The organism is Rummeliibacillus sp. JY-2-4R, assembly GCF_053847205.1.
Genome location: NZ_CM132623.1, coordinates 3,622,525 through 3,642,120, shown reverse-complemented (window position 1 = coordinate 3,642,120; position 19,596 = coordinate 3,622,525). Strand labels below are relative to the sequence as shown.

The following is a 19,596-nucleotide window of genomic DNA, read 5'->3' as shown; positions in this document are numbered from 1 at the left end:
TTTTTTATAGGTGTTAAATTGTGTCATGTTATAATAATGCTAATTGTGAATTATAAGAAAAAATATTAAAAGAATAACTTACAGGAGGACATCTAAATGGGGACGCAAGAAAAGCTACAATCCATCATCAAGAATATTGAAAAAGTGATGATAGGAAAAAGACATATCGCCGAACTAAGTGTTGTAGCATTATTAGCAGAAGGGCATGTTTTGCTTGAAGATGTACCGGGAGTTGGAAAAACCGTGATGGTACGTGCACTTGCGAAATCAATAAGTGCTAATTTCAAACGTATACAGTTTACTCCAGATTTACTACCATCTGATGTTATCGGTGTATCCATTTATAATCCAAAGGATATGGAATTCCACTTTCACCCCGGTCCAATCATGGGGAATATTGTGTTGGCAGACGAGATTAACCGAACATCTCCTAAAACGCAATCAGCTCTATTAGAAGGAATGGAAGAAGCTGCTATTACAATAGAAGGGGAAACAGTGCCAATTCCGAAGCCTTTCTTTGTAATGGCTACCCAAAACCCAATTGAATATGAAGGAACTTATCCACTTCCTGAAGCGCAGTTAGACCGTTTCTTATTGAAGATGAAAATGGGCTATCCAAACCATGATGATGAAGTCGAAGTTTTGAGAAGAGCAGAAGGGTCCCGTCCAATTGATTCATTAGAATCGGTAGTTACATTAGAAGAGTTAATAGAACTACAGCGTGAAGCGAAAACAGTCCATGTTGATGAACTGGTAAAGGGATATATTGTGGATCTTGCAAGAGCAACACGTGAACATCAATATGTTTACTTAGGTGCAAGCCCACGTGGCTCCATTGCATTGATGAAAGCGTCTCAAGCTTATGCATTACTGAAAGGACGTAAATATGTTTCTCCGGATGATGTTCAGTATTTGGCACCATTTGTTTTCGCGCATCGCCTCATTTTGAAAGCTGAGGCACGTTATGATGGAATTACCTCTGAAGAAATTATTGGGAGAATTATCATTAACACACCTGTTCCAATTAAAAGGACTTCAAGATGAAGAGGGTATATAAAGCAAAATGGCTCACACAAGCCATTACACGTTTTGTAATGGTTGTTATATTACTAGCTGCTTCCACAAGCTTTGCGTTAATGCAAGGTGGGTTTGTTAGTTGGTTTATCTTCTTCATGTTTGTACCTTTTGCTCTTTATTCCATCGTGTTATTTTTTGTACCTTTAAAATCATTCTCAATCGAAAGAACGATGATTTCTGGCCATTTAAACAATGGCGATACATTACAGATGAAGGTGACACTAAGACGAAAATCCCGCTTTCCATTACTCTATGCTGTCATACAGGAAAGCATGCTTCTTGAGATTTTCAATGAAAACGCCAAAGATCAGACACGCCATTTCTTTTTAATGGGGATGAAAAAACAACTATCATGGAATTATGAAATTCAGAATATGCCCCGCGGCCATTATCAGCTAGAAGGCATTGAGTTAACAATTACCGATTTCTTTGGATGGATCAAAAAGACTGCACTTATTCCGAATAAGCGCACCATAATTGTTTATCCAAAGGTAACGATGATTGACTATTCGCCATTGCGCATAACTAAAAGTGGCGGTACAGGAACAGCGCGTAATTCAGCTGTGCGAGATACGACAATGGTATCTGGTATTCGAGAATATCAACCGGGAGATCGCATGACTTGGATTCATTGGAAGTCCTTTGCGAAAACTCAAAGTTTGCAAACAAAGGAATTTGAAGACCAACAACTTCAGGAAGTATGTCTTGTGTTAGATGGAACTCCAGCTAGGTTATTTGAAGAAAAGGTCGAACTTTGCGCTTCAATTTTATCTGCGGTAGTAAAAAAGCATTTAACTATTTCCTTTCTTTCTGCTTTCGAAAAACAATCTTATTTTGGCCAAATTCAATCAGAAGATCAATTACAACAAGTTATGTATCATTTAGCAGGTGTACAGCCGAAGGATATTCATGATGTTGAACATAAATACGGACAAAACCGTGCGCTGATTCATGCAACGATGATTTACTTCGTAACGACTTCACTTACAACTGAATGGATCAATATATTAAAACAGGTTTCCAGAAAGTCAAAAGGTGTGGTTTGTTTTGTTATACGTGCAGAAGGACAAATCGCTACAGATTCAGAAGAAAAACTAGAAGCAATCGCGAAGGAAAATGGTATTCTTATATTTTCTTTAACGAGTAAGCAATTTACAAATGCCTTTACGGAGGTGTTGAAATGATGAATTCCTCAATTGTTAAATGGACAAGTTTGCTAGGCATGTATCTCATCATTTTCTTGATGTTAGTTGAATGGCTTGTCCCTGTAGTTCGTCTAACAGACACAGGGCATCTTCTTTTATTTATTATTTTTATCGTGATCTGTTTAGTAAGCAATATTATTAATTTAAATGGCCTATTGTCTGTTGCAATTAAGTTGCTTTATGTTATTTGGTTTTTAATGTATGTCTATATGGGTACAAAGATATTTGCAGTTGGAAGCTTTATTAAACTTGCAGATGAGTTTTCTGTAAGTATTCAAGCTTTAATTGATGGTAATTGGAACGGTATAGCGGACTCATTTCGAAGTATTCTATTTTTCCTTATCATCTGGATGACAATCTATTTAATACATCACTGGCTAACAGTGAAGTATTCAGTATTCTATTTTTTATTGACTACTATCATTTTTTTAAGTTTGTTAGACACACTTACTGATTATAATGCCAAATATGCAATGATTCGTGTAATGGTATTAGGTTTACTATTAATGGGTGTACTTTTGATTCATCGTTTGTATACAAACAGCCAAGTTAAGTGGAAACCTAAAAATTACCTTATGATGGTCATTCCATTGTTGGTCATGATTTGTTTTAGCACAGTATTTGCATATTTTATGCCTAAAAAACAGCCGATGGTTTCTACACCAGAATCAATATCAAAGCTAATGAATTGGAAAAATAACCAAAATGCCGGGATTGGTAGAATTGGCTATGTTGAAGATGATAGTAAACTAGGTGGTCCTTTCGAAAAAGATAGTCGCCAAGTATTTGAAGTAACTGCAAACAAAAACCAATATTGGCGAATAGAAACGAAGAACATCTATACTGGCAAAGGATGGGAGCGGAAAAAAGGCGATATCTATGTCCATACTTTTGAATATGGAGAAGAAATCCCAATGTCCATGAAGCCTGGTAGGATGAAAAATACCGATGAAGCAACGATTACGCTAAAGAAAAACTATAAATTTATATTACAACCTTATGGCTTAAAAACGATTGACGAACCAAAAGATGAGAAATCATTTTATATTGAAATAGACGGGGAAAAAATCCGTCCGATAAAAAATGAGGAAAGGGTGCTCTTGCCCAAGTATTCAATGGCGTATTCAACTCCAGAATATAGTTTGAAGGCGTTAAAAAAGACAAGAAGCTCGGATTTGAAAAAGCTATCTAAAGAATATAATCAATATTTGCAGCTACCAGCAACATTGCCGAAACGCGTTAAGGATTTGGCAGTTGAGATAACAAAGAATGAGAATAATCTTTACGATAAGGCAAATTCGATTGTTTCATATTTTCAATACAATGGATATAAATACTCTCGTACAGATGTGGCAATACCGTCAGAAAAAGAAGATTATGTTGATCAGTTTCTTTTTGAGACCAAGTCAGGGTATTGTGATAACTTTTCAACTTCTATGGTAGTGATGCTTCGTACTTTAGGAATACCAGCTCGCTGGGTAAAAGGATTTTCAGAAGGCGATGAAGTAGCTACAAAAGACGATGAACAGCGCCATTTTGTCGTAACAAACAATAATGCCCATTCATGGGTAGAAGCATATCTACCCGGTGTAGGTTGGATGGCCTTTGAACCTACAATTGGTTTCAATGGATTTGATAATGTATTAAATGACGTACAAAATAATGAAAACAAAGGTACAATCAATCCTAAGCAAAAGGAAAATGAACAAGCAAAAGCAGAAAAGAAAAAGAAAGCAGAACAAAAGAAAAAAGAAAAACAACAAAAAGAACAAGTGAAAAAACAAGAAAAGAAAAAGGATCAACAAAAAGTTGCTAAAAATCAGAATCAGAAAAAGGAATCAAACTCTGCTTTCAACAAGGCACTATTCATAACTATCCTACTGGTTGCTATTGTGGCCTTAATTATGTATGGAACACGAAGAAAATGGATGCCGAAATGGCTATTGATGAAATATCGAGCAAAAGGAAAGCATGTTCCTATTGATCAGTTGTATGAGGTACTATTAAAGAGGCTTTCTGCAATAGGATTGACAAAAGTGCAAGGACAAACACTAAGTGATTTTGCAAAACTTGTAGATGAAAAATTCGGTACTAATCAAATGACTATTTTGACGCAAGCTTATGAGGAAAGCCTTTATAGTAAAGAAGGACCAACAATTGGTTACAATAAAATCAAAGAATGTTGGGAATATTTAATCAATTGTACAAGCGGTTGATTTTGATTCTTATAAACTGTAAAATTGAGAAAAATTATAAATAATTGATTTACCCTCGTATATGTTCGAAAATATGGTTCGAATGTTTCTACCAAGCTACCGTAAATAGTTTGACTATGAGGCAAATATAGCTATGTTTTGAACATGGTTTGTTTGCCTTTTGGAGAGACTAAACGCGTAGGAAGAAAATACTTTCAACGCGTTTTTTCGTAAATAGAATTTATAAGGGAATAGTCATTTATAAAATTTAGAAGAGGTGGAACTGTTGTCAGTAAGTACAATATTAAAAGATCAAGAAAAAATTATCGTTCTTGATTTTGGTAGCCAATACAACCAGCTTATTACTCGTCGAATTCGTGAATTCGGTGTATATAGTGAATTACATCCTCACACAATCACTGCGGAAGAGTTAAAAGCAATGAACGCTACTGGTGTTATTTTCTCCGGTGGTCCAAACTCTGTATACGATGAAAATGCATTTCATATCGATGAGAAAATCTTCGACATGGGTTTACCAATCCTAGGAATCTGCTACGGTATGCAATTAATGACTCATTCTTTAGGCGGTAAAGTTGAATCAGCTGACCACCGTGAATACGGTAAAGCAGAAATTAAAGTATTAGAAGATAATGCTTTATTTGGTGAACTTCCAAAAGAACAAGTAGTTTGGATGAGCCATGGTGACTTAGTTACTCAAACTCCAGATGGCTTCACTACAATAGCTACAAGTGCATCATGCCCAATCGCAGCAATGGCAAATGCAGAACGTAAATTCTATGCAGTACAATTCCATCCAGAAGTACGTCATTCTGTATATGGCAACGACATCTTGCGTCAATTCGTATTCGATGTTTGTGGAGCTAAAGGTGACTGGTCAATGGACAGTTTCATCGACATGCAAATCCAAAAAATCCGTGAACAAGTTGGCGACAAAAAAGTACTTTGTGCTCTTTCAGGTGGCGTTGACTCATCAGTAGTTGCAGTTCTAATCCATAAAGCAATTGGTGACCAATTAACATGTATGTTTGTTGACCATAACTTACTTCGTAAAGATGAAGCTGAAGGTGTAATGGAAACATTCGAAGGTAAATTCGGCATTAACATGATTAAAATTGATGCGCGCAAACGTTTCATGGACAAACTTGCTGGTGTAAGTGATCCGGAGAAAAAACGTAAAATCATTGGCAACGAATTTATCTATGTATTCGATGACGAAGCTTCAAAACTAGAAGGAATGGACTTCCTTGCTCAAGGTACTTTATATACGGACATTATCGAAAGTGGTACTACAACAGCACAAACCATTAAATCTCACCATAACGTTGGTGGCCTTCCTGAAGACATGCAGTTCGAATTAATCGAACCTCTTAAAACATTATTCAAAGACGAAGTACGTGAATTAGGAACTGAGCTAGGTCTTCCTCATGAAATCGTATGGCGTCAACCATTCCCAGGACCAGGTCTAGCGATCCGTGTACTTGGAGAAGTAACAGAAGAAAAACTAGAAATCGTCCGCGAATCTGATGCAATCTTACGAGATGAAATTGCAAAAGCAGGCCTAGAAAGCGAAATTTGGCAATACTTCACAGTACTACCTGACATCAAATCAGTCGGTGTAATGGGAGACCAACGTACGTACGACTATGCAATCGGTATCCGTGCAGTAACATCTATCGACGGCATGACTTCGGACTGGGCACGTATTCCTTACGATGTACTAGAAAAAATTTCAGTAAGAATCATCAACGAAGTAAACCACATCAACCGCGTACTGTATGACGTAACATCTAAGCCACCAGCTACAATTGAGTGGGAATAAATTCGCTATTTTTAGCGGTCAGTTTTACGGGGAATCAGCGTCATATCAACGTTTGAGAGCGTACTAAGCGTTAGATTACACGCTCGCACCCGCAACAATTGAAATCATAAATATGCTCTCTCTTATTTTCGAAATTCCGGAGATAAGGGGGAGTTTTTTTGTGTCCAAAATTATTGAACTAATAGACGACTTCCGTCTTAATCAGCAAATTCAGAGTAGGAAAAAGGCGTATATCGATTTGTGCATATGGCGCTTGAATGATTTTAAGGAGTATATGAAAAGCGAATTTGACGTTGATGAAGTGGAAGAAGTCAAAGCGATACACGTTAAACACTATATACAGGCGCGCCAAGAGGCCGGCACCGAGCAGAATATCACGATTAACAACCGTATCGCTACGCTAAAGGTATTTTTTAATTACGTGGTCGATGAGGAGTATATAGACGAATCAGATAATCCGATGCGCCGCATTAAAAACTTAAAAGAAGATAAGCGGGTTATCATCACGTTCAATGACGATGAGGTATCGCGGATTATTAACGATGTAAAAGAAGAAACGTACTCAAATATGCGCGATAAGCTAATTCTTATTTTCCTTTTTGAGACGGGCATCCGGGTGAGCGAACTTTGCAATATAAAAAACAGCGATATAGCTAGGAAGCACATTTTAATACACGGAAAAGGCAGTAAAGATCGCCTAGTTTATATTAGCAAGACTATGCGTAGGTACATGCGCAAGTATGATGAGATAAAAGAGAAACGATTCAAACATAAAGATGCGGACGAAATTGAGGACTACTACTTTTTGGATCAGTCAGCAATGCAGCTATCACGCTCACGCATTAACAAGATACTAAAAGAGCATTGCCAAAATGCTGGCGTTAGAAAGGAAATACGATGCTCTCCGCACGATTGCAGACATTACTATGCACAAAAACAATTACGCAATGGAATCGACGTGTATAGTTTAAGTCGTTTGTTAGGCCATTATGATACGCAGATAACGTCTAAGTATCTAAGAGGTTTAGAGCAATCAGACATATTAGAAATAGGGCGTTTACATAGCCCGCTGAATGATATGAGGATTTGAAAATAAAAAAGGACCAGCGCTCACAACGCAAGTCCTTCGTTACTCAAATTTGCTCACACACCACATGGAAACTAAATAAGAGTATCTAATACCCACAACTAAATATGAGTACTTATATGCCTTCATTTTACTTGAAAAAAAGTGAAAATGCAAAGGTCTAGTTTGCTATTGCCTTTTTTAGGTACTCCGTCTAGGTCGCCCAATAACTTGACGTTAATCAAACCTGGAAAGGATCGACGCCGCCGTTGCAGAAAAGGTGTCTAGGCTACATTTCAAGCGCTCCCTATTGCGTTTAGTAGCTGAATGTGGCTGACGCACATAATCGGTCAGGAGTGGGAGGCATTACGTATTACGGTACGTGCTGCAATCGCTATATAAGCGCGTTTAGTGAGCTTCGCATAGACGAATAGCTATTAACTTTATATCGCCATGATCGGCATATAAGGACGCGTGTAACCGCCGGGGGAATGAGCAGGCGTGTAGGCGATTGGATTCGGAAGAATCGCGACTAATAGGGGCATACGGATAACTCAACTTACATGACGCTTAATGGAGTCGCTTGTCTTTGTTTAGTAGATTCGTATTTTTGATTCCGCTAGACAAGGCAGGCGAACTTTTGCACCGTGAGCCTAAGCTTAGCAATCAGCTTAATGCCAAAGTTCAAAAGATAAAACAAGTGCTAAAATACATAAAAATAAAAAAAGACGCTAACCTATTCGGCTGCGTCCGTTCCATCTAATACAAGTATATCGCCTATTCCTACGTTAAGTGCTTCGCATAGAGCTCCTAGTGAATCACGTTGATATTGCTTAGTTTCATCATTATATAATCGTCTTACAGTTTCAACAGGCAGATCGGCCATTCGAGCGCACTCCCTTATAGAGATTTCTCTACGATCTAGTATAGCTTTTAAATTTGATTTAACACGCATGTGTAACGCCTCCAATTTTTTTTCTTTAGTATACAATAATTTTTTTAAAAAGACTACGGAATGTGGTTGACAACGGAACGTAGTCATTGTATTATAAGTATATAGAACACAGCAGCATTTTATACCTAAGCGACTACAGAACGTGTTCATAAAATTAGGAGGCGATGAAGATGCAAACAATCATAGCAGAAACTGTAGCAATTAACGTAACAAATATTATTCAAGGGGTTGACCTATTGGTCTATGAAAACAATGAGGCAGCATTGTTAATTGGTGATTCATTAGTTGAGTTTAAATGGTCAAAGGATGCTGAGGCAGTATTTAGCGAGCTAGACGTATGCGAGCCAATTGAACTTTTAGCGGTGTTAGCAACAACTTTAAATTAAGGTGAATTTTGCGGAAGCGATGGCGCTTTCTACTAGTGGCGGGCGTCGGATTAAAAACGTGAAGTGTTATCTCTTTGTAAGAACGAGCGCTATCAGACGGATTCTGACTGCGCAAAACGGATGGCATTACGCTAGTCGTGCGTTGCAGCGCAAAGTAGGTAGTCGATACGATGGTAAGTATCTAATTGATCGTTATTGGCGTAACGAATCAAACGCAAATTCAGTCGTCGGCAAACGGCTGGACCTATAAAAACGGTGAGTAGGCATGAAAGACGCTGAAAACTTTTAATAACGGAATACAAAAAGAAAAAGCGAAGGTTAGCTGCCTTTGCTTTTCTTTACTTTTCCATTATTCTTTGGCTTCGTCGGCCATCCGTATTTCTTTGTTTGATCTGCCACTTTCTTTGCAAATTGTTCTTTGTATGTACCCATTTTAAGCACCGTCCTTTAGGGACAGTCTTAACGAAATTAATTAATTTTATACGTGAATATCCGACGGCTATATCCGCATATGATGTTTTAAGTCTAGGACACAAAGACACTGCCTTAAATTTATTTCTTGAATTGGAGTGAAGAAGTGGTGGGGGAGAGAACAAAAAGAGCTGTTCGAAGCGACAAAAAAAGGGATGTAAAGCCAACCGTACCAATTTCGCTAAAGGATAAAATTTATCGTCTAGCATTTATTACGAATTCACCTGTCAAAAACGTGGCAGAGGATTTAGTTATTTATTCGTTAAACAGCGCAGAGGTTCGGGATAACATTGCCCCATATGTTAGGCGTGATGTTCGGCTTGGAAATACGTTTTTAAATGGCAGCACTAAACGGGAGCAATTACCGATAAACTTGCGGGAAGAAGAAACAGAACGCTTAAGTATGCGACTTCCGCAAAAGGTACACAATTCCGTTGCTGCGATTGCGTATGGATTGGATTGCACTATATCAAAGGCGACAGCGACGTTATTACTCGAGGCTATTGATGACTTCGACTTTATAAACCGCTATGTTAAGGCGTATTTGGAGAACAGCCTAGACGATTATCACTTACGGGAGGTTGAGAAAATCGTTAAGAGTGTAGGAGAACACGAAAGTTTAGCTAGTATTCTTGGGGCAATCATCGAAGAGATCAAACGTCCAGTCGCGTCTGCAAAAGAAATGATTGGCGAGTTTCTTATTAATAACTGGCGGGATAATGACTATTGATTAATCTAATTGGATTTACGGCATGTGCAACGGTTTTATGGGCGTGGCAAGGTAGAAGGATTCGAAGGTTTTACAGATGGCTGAAAAGAGGCAAGAAAGACGATATAACCGCGGTGAAGGCTTTGGCGTCGGCTTATCGCAAACAAAAATAAAGACCGAGCGCTTGCCCGGCCGTTTTGCAATAAATTAATGAACGATTGCCTCAAGAATGTTTGCGAGTAGTCCTAGTGCTGCACCAGCACCGAAACTGATTAGAAACTGCATAGTAATAGGCTCCTTTCTTTCGTTTGTAAGTAGTATTGTCATGCGATTTTGAAAACATACCGGAGGTGCATTAATGGCGATATTAAATCCGAATTATGCGTTTTTAGAGGCTGACTACAGGAATCCGAATTTGGGCGGAAATGCTTTTGTTGAGGAAATGGAGCCGAAGAAATCCTGGCGATATGGCGGTGTATTCAGCGGTATCGGAACGTATATATTAACGCCTGTCCATGCGTTTGCAAGCGATGGCACATTCGAAAGGATCCATGAAGTCGTGATGAACGCATTTGATTATGGCGTAGTGCTTGTAATCATATTCGCAGCTGCAAACTGGGTTTTAGGACATCGAAAACAAGCGATTGAGCATTTAATTGGGACGGCTTGCGGTTACATTCTTGCTTCACATGCGATTGATCTCCGCGATTGGTTAAAAACGATTTAAAGGGAGCGCTAAGTGCGTTCCTTTTTTTATTATACGAGGATAATCACCTCAGCGTTTGATTGCATAAAAAAAGCCGCTATATCGGCGGTAGGACTAACGGGAAGCTAATAGCGCGCTATGCTATATAGCTTATTCGAAATACATGAGAAATATGACTGAAATCGGCAAGGAATTTTATTTTATTTTGCAAAAGTTTTTTTGAAAGGCGAGAGAACAGTCTCGCTTATTTTTTTTGCTTTTTACGGATATTCCGCACAGATTCTTTTGGAAAAAGTATAAGACGTATTAGGAGGAAATTGTGCGAAACAAAAAGTTATTTCGTAGGTATAAGTGTAAGGAATTTTATAAAAACGCGCTGTTAAGTGTGTAAAGCAAAAGGCTACCTTGTATTAAGAAGTAGATGGACACTGAACATTAAAAAGCCGTGAAATGCGGTCCAATTTCCATCGCTTTAGTGTCAATTTAATGTAGGGAGGATTTTTTTAAAAGCACAACCGTATAAAATGCCGAAAATGTCTGTCCTAAAAGAGAAAGCATTTTCCGATATTATGGGACGCCAGTTGGACTAGATTAATGTATGAAATGGCGTTCTGAACTACGTATAAGGGGGAGAACGTATATCTTACCCTAGTTTGTATTGTAGAAAGAGAGAAGTAACGTGCCAAAACCGTTGACTTTGCGGGTAATAAGGGGAAGCAATTCCCGAGCTTTTTATTTACCGTATCACTAACAAAAAGTTTATTAAAAGGAGCGAATCAAGATGAATTTAAAACACATACGCGATTATTACGGATTAAGTCAGCAGTCCTTAGCGGTGCTACTTGGCGTAAGCCGATCATACGTGGCGCAAATCGAAGGGAACTATTGTGATATTAGCGAGCCAGTCGAGCGTCAAGTTAGGGCGTTATTCGACGTCAAGGCAGCGGAGCAAGACGCATTAGAAAGGAAGGAGCGAGCTAGTCGATTGGTTCCGGATTAGTTAAAAAAGTGCACACTTTTCCTACTATATACTAATAGCATTTATGTGCATTTTTAGCGTTATAGATATTCCTTATCAACCCCGCGAATGTATATGAGCGGTATGTTTAGACCTTAATCTTTTATTAGCGTTATATGGCGCCTTACTTATAAGAGGCAAAGAGCGCGCCTCTTGTTGTCGGCTACGCCTCCAACACATGTATATATTGCATGATTTTCAAGTAACACGAATCAAACAGAAAACCGGTTACGAATCCGGAAAAATACGATGAATGGAGAGATTGAAATTGACATCAACATTAGCGGAATTACAAAGAGTGACACGCAAGCCTTTACCTTTTAACGGAAATATTGACTCTCATAAGCTCGATACTGCTTGCGAAATGGCTGTTCAATGGGAGCGCAAACTAAATAGCAATGGCGCCGAGCCTACAATGGCGGAGACTAGATACGTTGCTAAAACGTTTTTCATATGGCAAGAAACGCAAACGATTGATAAGCCGGTCATCATCGCTGCACCGCCCGCCTTTGGTAAGTCTACAATGCTAGGTGTATTCCTCCGCGAAATGTGTCATAGGGAACATGATCGCTTTTCCGCTATCGTCATTAAAGAGCGCGTGGAAGATGTGAACGCGTTAGTTAAAGAAATCAATGGCGATGTAGTGAATGGAAAATATGCGTTTGCAATCCGTGGTTTTGACGAAGAAACAATGACACGCGAAGAATACTCGGAACAGTTTAACGAGTTCGTATTTTATAACGTGGTAGTCATGACAACTAAACAATTCGAGTTACAAACGCTAAAGAAAAAGCTCAGCAACTTCACGGAGTTTACTAACGGATATGGCCGTAGCTATCCGCGACGCCTACTTTTGATTGACGAAAAGCCTTCGCTTGTCTTAAATCATGCGTTGACTACTCGCGACCTAAATACGTTTTTAGCGGACGTACAAGAGGCTAGCCGAGCTCGAAACGGTAAGCTCGCACCGTATTACTCTAAGACGCTAGAGCTAGTGAATGAAATTCGCACTATTCTCGAAAGTGGAGAAGAAATACCAGCTCGCAAGTTCCCCGCAATTAAGCCTGGCTACCGAGTGCCACGTCATATGGAACGTGACTATGCGATGGTACACGGACACGAACAAATGGCGTTACTGCGCGCTTTCGAACGCATTGTATCATTCGGCGGTATGTATGATTTAAAGAATACGATTGGCACAGTTTCAACAACGCAAATAGTCCATTATCAATACACACTGTTTAATACGTTTATCTTAGACGGCACAGGCTCGAAGGATCCCGACTATGTGACGAATGATTTCTACTTAACAATGCCGGACGTAATGCCGACATATGAAAACGTTACTTTCCACGTTTGCGACGCTTATAATCTTTCTCGCGCTTCACTGACAAAAAAGCCGGAAGAACTGCAAAGCATTGCGGATATGATTAAAGAAATTGCACGCAAGAAGAAGGCGCCAACACTTGTTGTTACTTACAAAACGCATAAAGACACGCTCGCAAAGTTGCTTGAAGGGGAAAACGTGATAATGAAGCACTTCGACGGTGGACGAGGTTCTAATGCTTATACTGCCGCAGATACAGCCGTTTACGTCGGCAACCTATTTAAAGGCTCCGCTTATTATTCTTCAACAACGCAAGCAGTCGCCGGTGATCGCTTAGGTATCGAAATCAGCGGAGAGTATGAGTCAAACAAAGCGCATGGCATCGTATTTAAAGAAGATATAGTAAATGAGTATCGCGATATAGACATGGCAGTGAATATGGTCCAAGAAACGAATCGCCTTCGCGCAAGCCGTAAAAAGCAAAATGTCGATATATACGTCTTTAATAAATCCGGAACTATGCTAAAGCATTTAGTCGACTCATATCCTGGCGCTAAAGTATCGGAGTTTTTACCGGTCCAACGCCTAACAGGTAAGCAAACATCAGCCGACGCCATTATCAAATACTTCGCAGAAATGCCGGAAGGTTCAAAGGCAAAAGGTGCATCGATTCAAAAGGCGCTAGATATTCACCGAAATACTTTCGCTAAAGAATTAAAGAATCCTAGAGTAATAGAAGCAATGCAATTATATGGAATAACTAAGGAAAAAACTTCTTTCGTAAAAAGTGCATAAAGCCAGTAATGGCGCCATTTTAAAGGGTAAATTTCCTCGTTAATAGTGAAGAAAGGGGCGGGGGACATGAGCGTTAAAAAGGCGCTACTAAGCGCTAGATTATCCGTTTTGAATTACTTGCAAACGACAAACGACATGAACGTCATTAAGACGCAATATGAGCTTGGTGACGCACATAAAACATATACAAACCTACTAAAGACGATTAATGAGCGCACAAACTTAAAGCGCTACTATACAGCCTTAACAAAATCATTAGAACGCGAGCTAAGCATTATTGAATCGCTTTTTACAAGTGCATTTACATCGGACGCAAAGGCATTTAATCACGCTGCCGACGCGTATCTATCAAAATTGCAGGGAGAGATTGAGATTGGTAAAACTTTACGAGAGAGCAAACGAAGGAGAACAAATTAAAAAGCATATTGCGGTAAAGTGTGACTATGACCGTATCAAGCAATTAAAACGGCATTACACACACGCAGGCATGACAGATTTTGAGGAGCTGGCACAACAAGTCGAAATCGAAATTGAAAAGGCGCTAGCATCAAATGCGGAGGCTGACCATATCAACAAAGGGCAACTCGAAATATTCGGCGCAATGCTCGACAGTGTAGCACTAAATTTAGAGCGTGAGGCTGAAATGCTTGAAATCCAAGAACGATCCGCAGAGGAATGGCGCCAACTCGAATACGAGTATGCGAAAGTTAAGCCTGGCGGATATTCAATGTTTACGCTAGAGCACATTAAACAGCCACACATATTCGCTAAGTACCAAGAGTGCGCACACCGCTTTTGCATAACAGGCTTTCGACCAGCTAACGGTAAACAAAAGTATTGCTGTCCGGAATGTGCAGAGGCAGAAAAGAACGCTCGCAAAGAGTTCAAACGCACATCTAAACTATATGTGAATGGTACGTACTTACCAGTTTACGCTTATAAGACGCGTACACAACAGCATATGGACGAGCTATATAAAGAACATGAGCGTGTATTCGGCATTGGCGTACAAGAGCGCATGACTAAGACAAGCCGTGCAAGTCGTGAGCGTGCTATACGAAAGCAACAGATTGATCGTGAAGTATGTAAGGCGGGAGCAAGCGAAGTAATAACGTACAAATTAAGTGAAATGACAGACGCCGAGATTAAAGAAAAATTCGGCGATTCTTTTTTAAATGAAATACGTAAAAAGGCATAACATACGCCATTTTAAAATCATTATACATGAACGAAAGGAAGATTGCAAATGGAAGTTACTTTGGAAATTAGAACATTTGATAGTCAAAAACGTGAGGTAACAGTTACTAGTGAGGAAGGTATAACGCGTCAAGTATACACAGGTACAAACGCCATTTATCCATTATATAAAGAGTTGATTTATTTTTGCCGCGGGCATGGCAGTACAGAGTTAGACGTCTGTAGCAATAGTGCATCATTTATTAGCGATTTAAAAAATCTTGAAACAAGTGGAAAACGGCTTGCGGTGATGCTAAAAGATACACTAGCGGACAGCGCGTGCAGTATTAAGTCAATAAAATATATAACACGCTAAAAATCGAAAATGAGAATGAGAGGGAGAATGAAAATGGTTGAATTTATCCAACAAATTGCAATAATAGCGAACTTATCAGGTTGCGTTTTACTAATGCTATTCACTTCTGTATTTGGAGGTGAACTATATTAATGGGACGCAAAACATCGACAGACATAAAGCACTCAGACGACTGGATTAAAAATGTAGCTGACGTTATTACTAAAGAGCGCATTACGGCGACGCTATTTATCGAGCGCGATCGTAGCACGGAAAATGATACGTATATCACGTTCACATATGCAAATAAGCGTGAAGTCATCGAAGTCGGAACGCTATACGAAGGCACTCGCGCACCGCTGGCCGTCAACCTTGCAATCGAGCAAATAGCGGAAGAAATAGCGCCAGGCAAAGTGCTCGTTATATATGCTACGAATGCAAAGCGAATTATCGAGGATATTATCGACCGTGGAGGCAACATGAGCCGACGTACTTCCGAACGCTTGCAATTGCTTGACGTTGAGTTGCAACTCGACTTAGGAAGGAGAAAACACCATGACAAACGTAAACCTTTACCACGACCGCAACGCTAACAAGGTCTACATTGATTGCGGTACTAAGCAAATCTCGATAGACGTCGATAGCGACGCATTAACGGCGACAGAGCTTGCTTACATTATTGCAAGCCCAACCGTTAAGCAACTTATTCAGGCGGTGATTGAGTGATACACATTTACGCAGATAGCGCATGGCATGACCTTGAATATGGTTGTGCTCGCGTTACTGCAACGGACCATTCGACAGGGCAAATAATACGAACAATTGAGCGAGAACATCTAGGCGCAGACCCTGGCGAACTATTAGAACAAGTTAAGCAAGAGCTAGCCAACGAAATGAAAGCAGAAGGCTACGAAATAATACTATAAAAATGAAATGGAGATTGATAATTATGACAAAGAAAACTTTTAAAGAATACATCGACGAGGCATTCGAGTTAAATCAACGCCCCACAAAGCTAGCGTTACAGTTGAAAAAATATTACTACGAGCAAGAGCAGGCTATTAAGCGAGATCAAAGCATTTCAACGGGTGAGCGTCACCACCGCATTGAGAAGTTGAAATCTCATTACGGAAAGGAAATGCTACAGGTCGCAGGATCGTTGCATAGCGATTATCAAAAGTTAGCACAAGACGCTACAACCGCGGCACGCAAGGCTTTAGCGGTTGAGCACATAGCGCCAGAGGACAAGCTACTAATAGGAGAGTTTGAACGTGAGCTCGCAGATTTAAAGTTAAAAGCGCTTGTATCGACGAGAGCTGAAAATAATATAGCAGCATTAAACGCATTACTCGCTAAATATAACGAGCCATACTTTGCGTCACAAATTAAACAAGCATACGGCGAGATTGCAGGAGCTACGCTTGGGATTAATGGCGATATAGCAACGCGACAAGCACTCGGTAAAGCGTATGAAGCAATTGAATCGCAAGGCTTTACGGAAGAACAACGAGAAGCGCAGCAAACGCTAGAATACTTCGCGAACGCTGAAAGTAAAAAGTTCTTCCAAGACTTTTCGCCGGCAACTCAGTCAGTACGCTCAATTATAGGAGAAGGCGTTAGCAAATACCTTGATAATCCAACGGCAGGATTAGAAAGCATTGAGCAAGCTGAACGGGCAGAAGCTGAAAAGGCAGCGCTAGAGGCACAGACTAGACCGTCAATGATTACTGCACGCAATACAGTTGAATGAGAACGGAGCTCCTAGCGGGGCTCTTTTTATTTTTGATGAAAGGAGAGCGAAAGTATGACGAAAAAGAAAGCCGACCAATTTTCTCGGGGAAGTTCGCCAGGAGCGCTAATAGTTCACACAATCCGCTCAATAAGTGAAAAGTCGCAACGCACCTATATTGACTTCGGAACAGTCCAAAAAGCCCCGCCTAATCTCGAAATTGTGTGCGAGGATGACGGCTTAGTGCTTGAAGTTGACGATTTAGTAGTAGCGCAGCACTTAATGGCGCATGAACGTGATGTCTATATCGACGGGGAAAAACGGCTCATTCATTATGATGACGTTTTAAAAGTAGGCGACCGCGTTTTAATTGTATATGACGATGAAACAGACGATTATTGCGTGATTGATGTAGCGAAATCATACGAGGAGTGAACTATTAATGGAAACAATTGAGCAACAGCAAGCACGATTAAAAAAGATTATTGCAGCACAACGAAAGTACAAAAAGATTTATGAGGCAAATGCAAACGTGAGCAGAACAAAAATAGCGAAGGCAGAGCGCGACATTATGGCGCTTGAATCGATCATAGAAGGAAAAGGCTTGCTCGCAAAGCTAGCGGGCTTGACACTTGCAGCGCTAAAGGCGGCGCTTACCGCAGCGAAAGAGAAAAACGAAGAAAAGCTCGCTAAAGTCGCAGAACTACACAATGCAGCAGAGGCAGAGGCCTTGCGGCTAGAGCAACAAATTAAGGAGGAATGAACGAATGGCAATTAATTTGCGGGCAGTCTTGACGATGACAGACCGCTTTTCGGGGCCAGCTCTAAAGGCGGCACGCACGATTGATAAAATCGAAAGCGCTACAAAAAAGACTGATAGTGCTATTAGTCGAGCAGGTGTGTCAGGGCGTAACTCATTTAACAATATTAATAATTCCGCTGAAAAAGCGAGATCGGGCATCGGTAAAGTTGTGACTGCTATTGGCGGAATTGCAGCGGGTCTAGGTACGGCAATAGGCGCTGCGAAAGTACTAGAGGCAACAATAGGAGAAGCCGCAAAATATCAACAATCGGCCGTATTAGTTGAAGCGATGTTTGACGACAAAAAACTTTCCAAACAGTATAACGCAATGGTTCAAAAGCTAGCGGAGAAATCGCCAATTATGAATACTAGCGATATGATGGGTAGCTCCAAAGCGTTCATCGGTATTACGAAATCTATGCCGGAGCTTGAAAAGGCGTGGAAGATTGCCGAAAAGCTATCCATTATGGATCCGGAGCAAGGCTTGCAGGGCGCCGTTTATGCGATGAAAGAATTAGCTTCGGGCGATGGCGTATCAATGGCCGAGCGTTTTGAAATGCCGAAGTCTGTAGTCAATAGCATTAAAAATCTATCGTTCGATAAACAGCTTGCAGCAATGCAGGAATACTTAGACAAGACAGGTATTACGAATAAGACCGTCGCGAAGATGGGCGATACGACCATATCAAAATGGAATCAAGTCAAAGAGCGCATGAGTTCAGTCTTTCGTAATATGGGAACGAACGGAAACTCGGGCATAGCCAAATCGCTCGATGGAGTACTCGCCAAAATCAATAGCCCTGCCTTCGATAAATTCGCGCAAGACATGAACGTGAAAATTGGCGGAGCTATTACGTCTGCAACTGATAAAGCGATTAAATTTGCATCATTTGTTCAAACGCATTGGAGCACGATTACGACTGTAGTTAAAGCGGTAGCCGTGTCGTTCATTGCGCTTAAAGGTATTTCGGTATTAATCGGAGTTATAAGCGGTGTAACAAGCGTAGTAAGAACAGGAATTACAGTATTCAATGGATTACGAAAGGCTTTCGCACTAGTACGTTTATCTATGCTACTATTCCCGGGATCGTGGATTATCGTAGCCATTGGCGCAGTTATCGCAATTGCTATCTTGCTTTATAAGCATTGGGACACAGTCAAAGCGAAAACAATGCAATTATGGGAAGCACTTGGCGGAATTAAAGGCGTAGTTCGTATTATGACTGGACCGCTTGGCGTTATCATCGGAGCTGCGATTGATCTCGCTAAAAACTGGGATAGCACTAAGTCTGTATGGGAAAACGTATGGGGCGCTATGAAGCGTTCAGCGGCTGAAACGGTGAACTCCGTAATCGGCGGAATTAATGAAATGATTAAAGTCATCAATAAAATACCGGGTGTTAATATCCCAGTGATAGCCCGCGTAGATTGGGGAAATCAAGCTGCAGCAGATGCGAAAGCTACGGCTACTACGATTGGCAACGGTGGACATGCCGTGCAAGGATTTGATGCTGGACTTGATTATGTACGTCCTTCACAGATGTTAGCACGCTTGCATCATGGGGAGCGCGTTCTTACTCGCGAAGAAAACAAAGCGTATAGCGATGGAATGGGTACTGGCGCTATCTCAATCACAGGCAACACGTTCCATGTACGCCAGGAAAGTGATATTGAGTCGATAGCTAAAGCGTTAGCAACCCAAATTTACTCCGCAGCAGGTCGTGGAGCTTAAATTTAAAACAACGGGCATGATTGCTACGGCGGTTGTGTTCATCTAAAGAAGG

The 19,596-nt window shown here is 40.4% G+C and carries 20 protein-coding genes and 1 riboswitch; of the genes, 19 read left to right on the top strand and 1 reads right to left on the bottom strand.

The features are described from left to right. Positions 1 to 96 precede the first annotated feature (96 nt). The 5 genes from ACWV26_RS17810 (at position 97) to ACWV26_RS17790 (ending at position 7,407) form a co-directional block, all read left to right on the top strand. The gene (locus tag ACWV26_RS17810; RefSeq protein WP_455896015.1) at positions 97 to 1,044 is read left to right on the top strand and encodes an AAA family ATPase; all 948 of its coding nucleotides are present in this window, start codon (positions 97 to 99) and stop codon (positions 1,042 to 1,044) included. Then, positions 1,041 to 2,261, top strand: coding sequence for a DUF58 domain-containing protein (locus ACWV26_RS17805; RefSeq protein ID WP_455896014.1), 1,221 nt, complete (start codon positions 1,041 to 1,043; stop codon positions 2,259 to 2,261). Before ACWV26_RS17810 ends, ACWV26_RS17805 begins: the two co-directional genes overlap by 4 nt. Further along, positions 2,258 to 4,498, top strand: coding sequence for a DUF4129 domain-containing transglutaminase family protein (locus ACWV26_RS17800; RefSeq protein WP_455896013.1), 2,241 nt, complete (start codon positions 2,258 to 2,260; stop codon positions 4,496 to 4,498). The genes ACWV26_RS17805 and ACWV26_RS17800 overlap by 4 nt, the downstream gene beginning before the upstream one ends. Positions 4,499 to 4,533: 35 nt before the next feature. Further along, positions 4,534 to 4,635: riboswitch (purine riboswitch) on the top strand. Between the two features lie 128 nt (positions 4,636 to 4,763). Next, positions 4,764 to 6,317, top strand: coding sequence for a glutamine-hydrolyzing GMP synthase (gene guaA, locus ACWV26_RS17795; protein ID WP_455896012.1), 1,554 nt, complete (start codon positions 4,764 to 4,766; stop codon positions 6,315 to 6,317). 160 nt (positions 6,318 to 6,477) lie between these two features. Next, positions 6,478 to 7,407 carry a tyrosine-type recombinase/integrase gene (locus tag ACWV26_RS17790; RefSeq protein WP_455896011.1) on the top strand — a complete coding sequence of 310 codons (930 nt, stop codon included), beginning with the start codon at positions 6,478 to 6,480 and terminating at the stop codon, positions 7,405 to 7,407. A 712-nt stretch (positions 7,408 to 8,119) separates the two neighbouring features. Here ACWV26_RS17790 and ACWV26_RS17785 read toward each other — a convergent pair. Beyond that, positions 8,120 to 8,338, bottom strand: a complete 219-nt coding sequence (locus tag ACWV26_RS17785) for a helix-turn-helix domain-containing protein (RefSeq protein ID WP_455896010.1) — start codon at positions 8,336 to 8,338, stop codon at positions 8,120 to 8,122. Positions 8,339 to 8,508: 170 nt separating this feature from the next. Here ACWV26_RS17785 and ACWV26_RS17780 point away from each other — a divergent pair, with 170 nt between their 5' ends. The 14 genes from ACWV26_RS17780 (at position 8,509) to ACWV26_RS17715 (ending at position 19,544) form a co-directional block, all read left to right on the top strand. After that, positions 8,509 to 8,724, top strand: a complete 216-nt coding sequence (locus tag ACWV26_RS17780; RefSeq protein ID WP_455896009.1) for a hypothetical protein — start codon at positions 8,509 to 8,511, stop codon at positions 8,722 to 8,724. Positions 8,725 to 9,301: 577 nt separating this feature from the next. After that, positions 9,302 to 9,925, top strand: coding sequence for a hypothetical protein (locus tag ACWV26_RS17775; RefSeq protein ID WP_455896008.1), 624 nt, complete (start codon positions 9,302 to 9,304; stop codon positions 9,923 to 9,925). A gap of 337 nt (positions 9,926 to 10,262) precedes the next feature. Continuing rightward, positions 10,263 to 10,631 (top strand): glycosyltransferase, encoded by a 369-nt coding sequence (locus ACWV26_RS17770; protein WP_455896007.1) that lies wholly within the window; start codon positions 10,263 to 10,265, stop codon positions 10,629 to 10,631. A 760-nt stretch (positions 10,632 to 11,391) separates the two neighbouring features. Then, positions 11,392 to 11,610 carry a helix-turn-helix transcriptional regulator gene (locus ACWV26_RS17765; RefSeq protein WP_455896006.1) on the top strand — a complete coding sequence of 73 codons (219 nt, stop codon included), beginning with the start codon at positions 11,392 to 11,394 and terminating at the stop codon, positions 11,608 to 11,610. Between the two features lie 286 nt (positions 11,611 to 11,896). Beyond that, the gene (locus tag ACWV26_RS17760) at positions 11,897 to 13,750 is read left to right on the top strand and encodes a hypothetical protein (protein ID WP_455896005.1); all 1,854 of its coding nucleotides are present in this window, start codon (positions 11,897 to 11,899) and stop codon (positions 13,748 to 13,750) included. Between the two features lie 66 nt (positions 13,751 to 13,816). Further along, a complete protein-coding gene (locus ACWV26_RS17755; protein ID WP_455896004.1) occupies positions 13,817 to 14,167 on the top strand; it encodes a hypothetical protein in 351 nt (116 codons plus the stop codon). Continuing rightward, the gene (locus ACWV26_RS17750; RefSeq protein ID WP_455896003.1) at positions 14,124 to 14,948 is read left to right on the top strand and encodes a hypothetical protein; all 825 of its coding nucleotides are present in this window, start codon (positions 14,124 to 14,126) and stop codon (positions 14,946 to 14,948) included. Before ACWV26_RS17755 ends, ACWV26_RS17750 begins: the two co-directional genes overlap by 44 nt. Before the next feature lie 48 nt (positions 14,949 to 14,996). Continuing rightward, positions 14,997 to 15,302, top strand: a complete 306-nt coding sequence (locus ACWV26_RS17745; protein ID WP_455896002.1) for a hypothetical protein — start codon at positions 14,997 to 14,999, stop codon at positions 15,300 to 15,302. A 131-nt stretch (positions 15,303 to 15,433) separates the two neighbouring features. After that, positions 15,434 to 15,874: a hypothetical protein gene (locus ACWV26_RS17740; protein WP_455896001.1), complete on the top strand. Its 441-nt coding sequence runs from the start codon at positions 15,434 to 15,436 to the stop codon at positions 15,872 to 15,874. Between the two features lie 129 nt (positions 15,875 to 16,003). After that, positions 16,004 to 16,207 carry a hypothetical protein gene (locus tag ACWV26_RS17735; protein WP_455896000.1) on the top strand — a complete coding sequence of 68 codons (204 nt, stop codon included), beginning with the start codon at positions 16,004 to 16,006 and terminating at the stop codon, positions 16,205 to 16,207. A gap of 212 nt (positions 16,208 to 16,419) precedes the next feature. Next, positions 16,420 to 17,031, top strand: a complete 612-nt coding sequence (locus tag ACWV26_RS17730; protein WP_455895999.1) for a hypothetical protein — start codon at positions 16,420 to 16,422, stop codon at positions 17,029 to 17,031. A 54-nt stretch (positions 17,032 to 17,085) separates the two neighbouring features. Further along, positions 17,086 to 17,445, top strand: a complete 360-nt coding sequence (locus tag ACWV26_RS17725; protein ID WP_455895998.1) for a DUF2577 family protein — start codon at positions 17,086 to 17,088, stop codon at positions 17,443 to 17,445. 7 nt (positions 17,446 to 17,452) lie between these two features. Then, on the top strand, positions 17,453 to 17,773 hold the full coding sequence (locus tag ACWV26_RS17720) for a hypothetical protein (protein ID WP_455895997.1): 321 nt from the start codon (positions 17,453 to 17,455) through the stop codon (positions 17,771 to 17,773). A gap of 34 nt (positions 17,774 to 17,807) precedes the next feature. Continuing rightward, the gene (locus ACWV26_RS17715; protein ID WP_455895996.1) at positions 17,808 to 19,544 is read left to right on the top strand and encodes a hypothetical protein; all 1,737 of its coding nucleotides are present in this window, start codon (positions 17,808 to 17,810) and stop codon (positions 19,542 to 19,544) included. Positions 19,545 to 19,596: the final 52 nt, after the last annotated feature.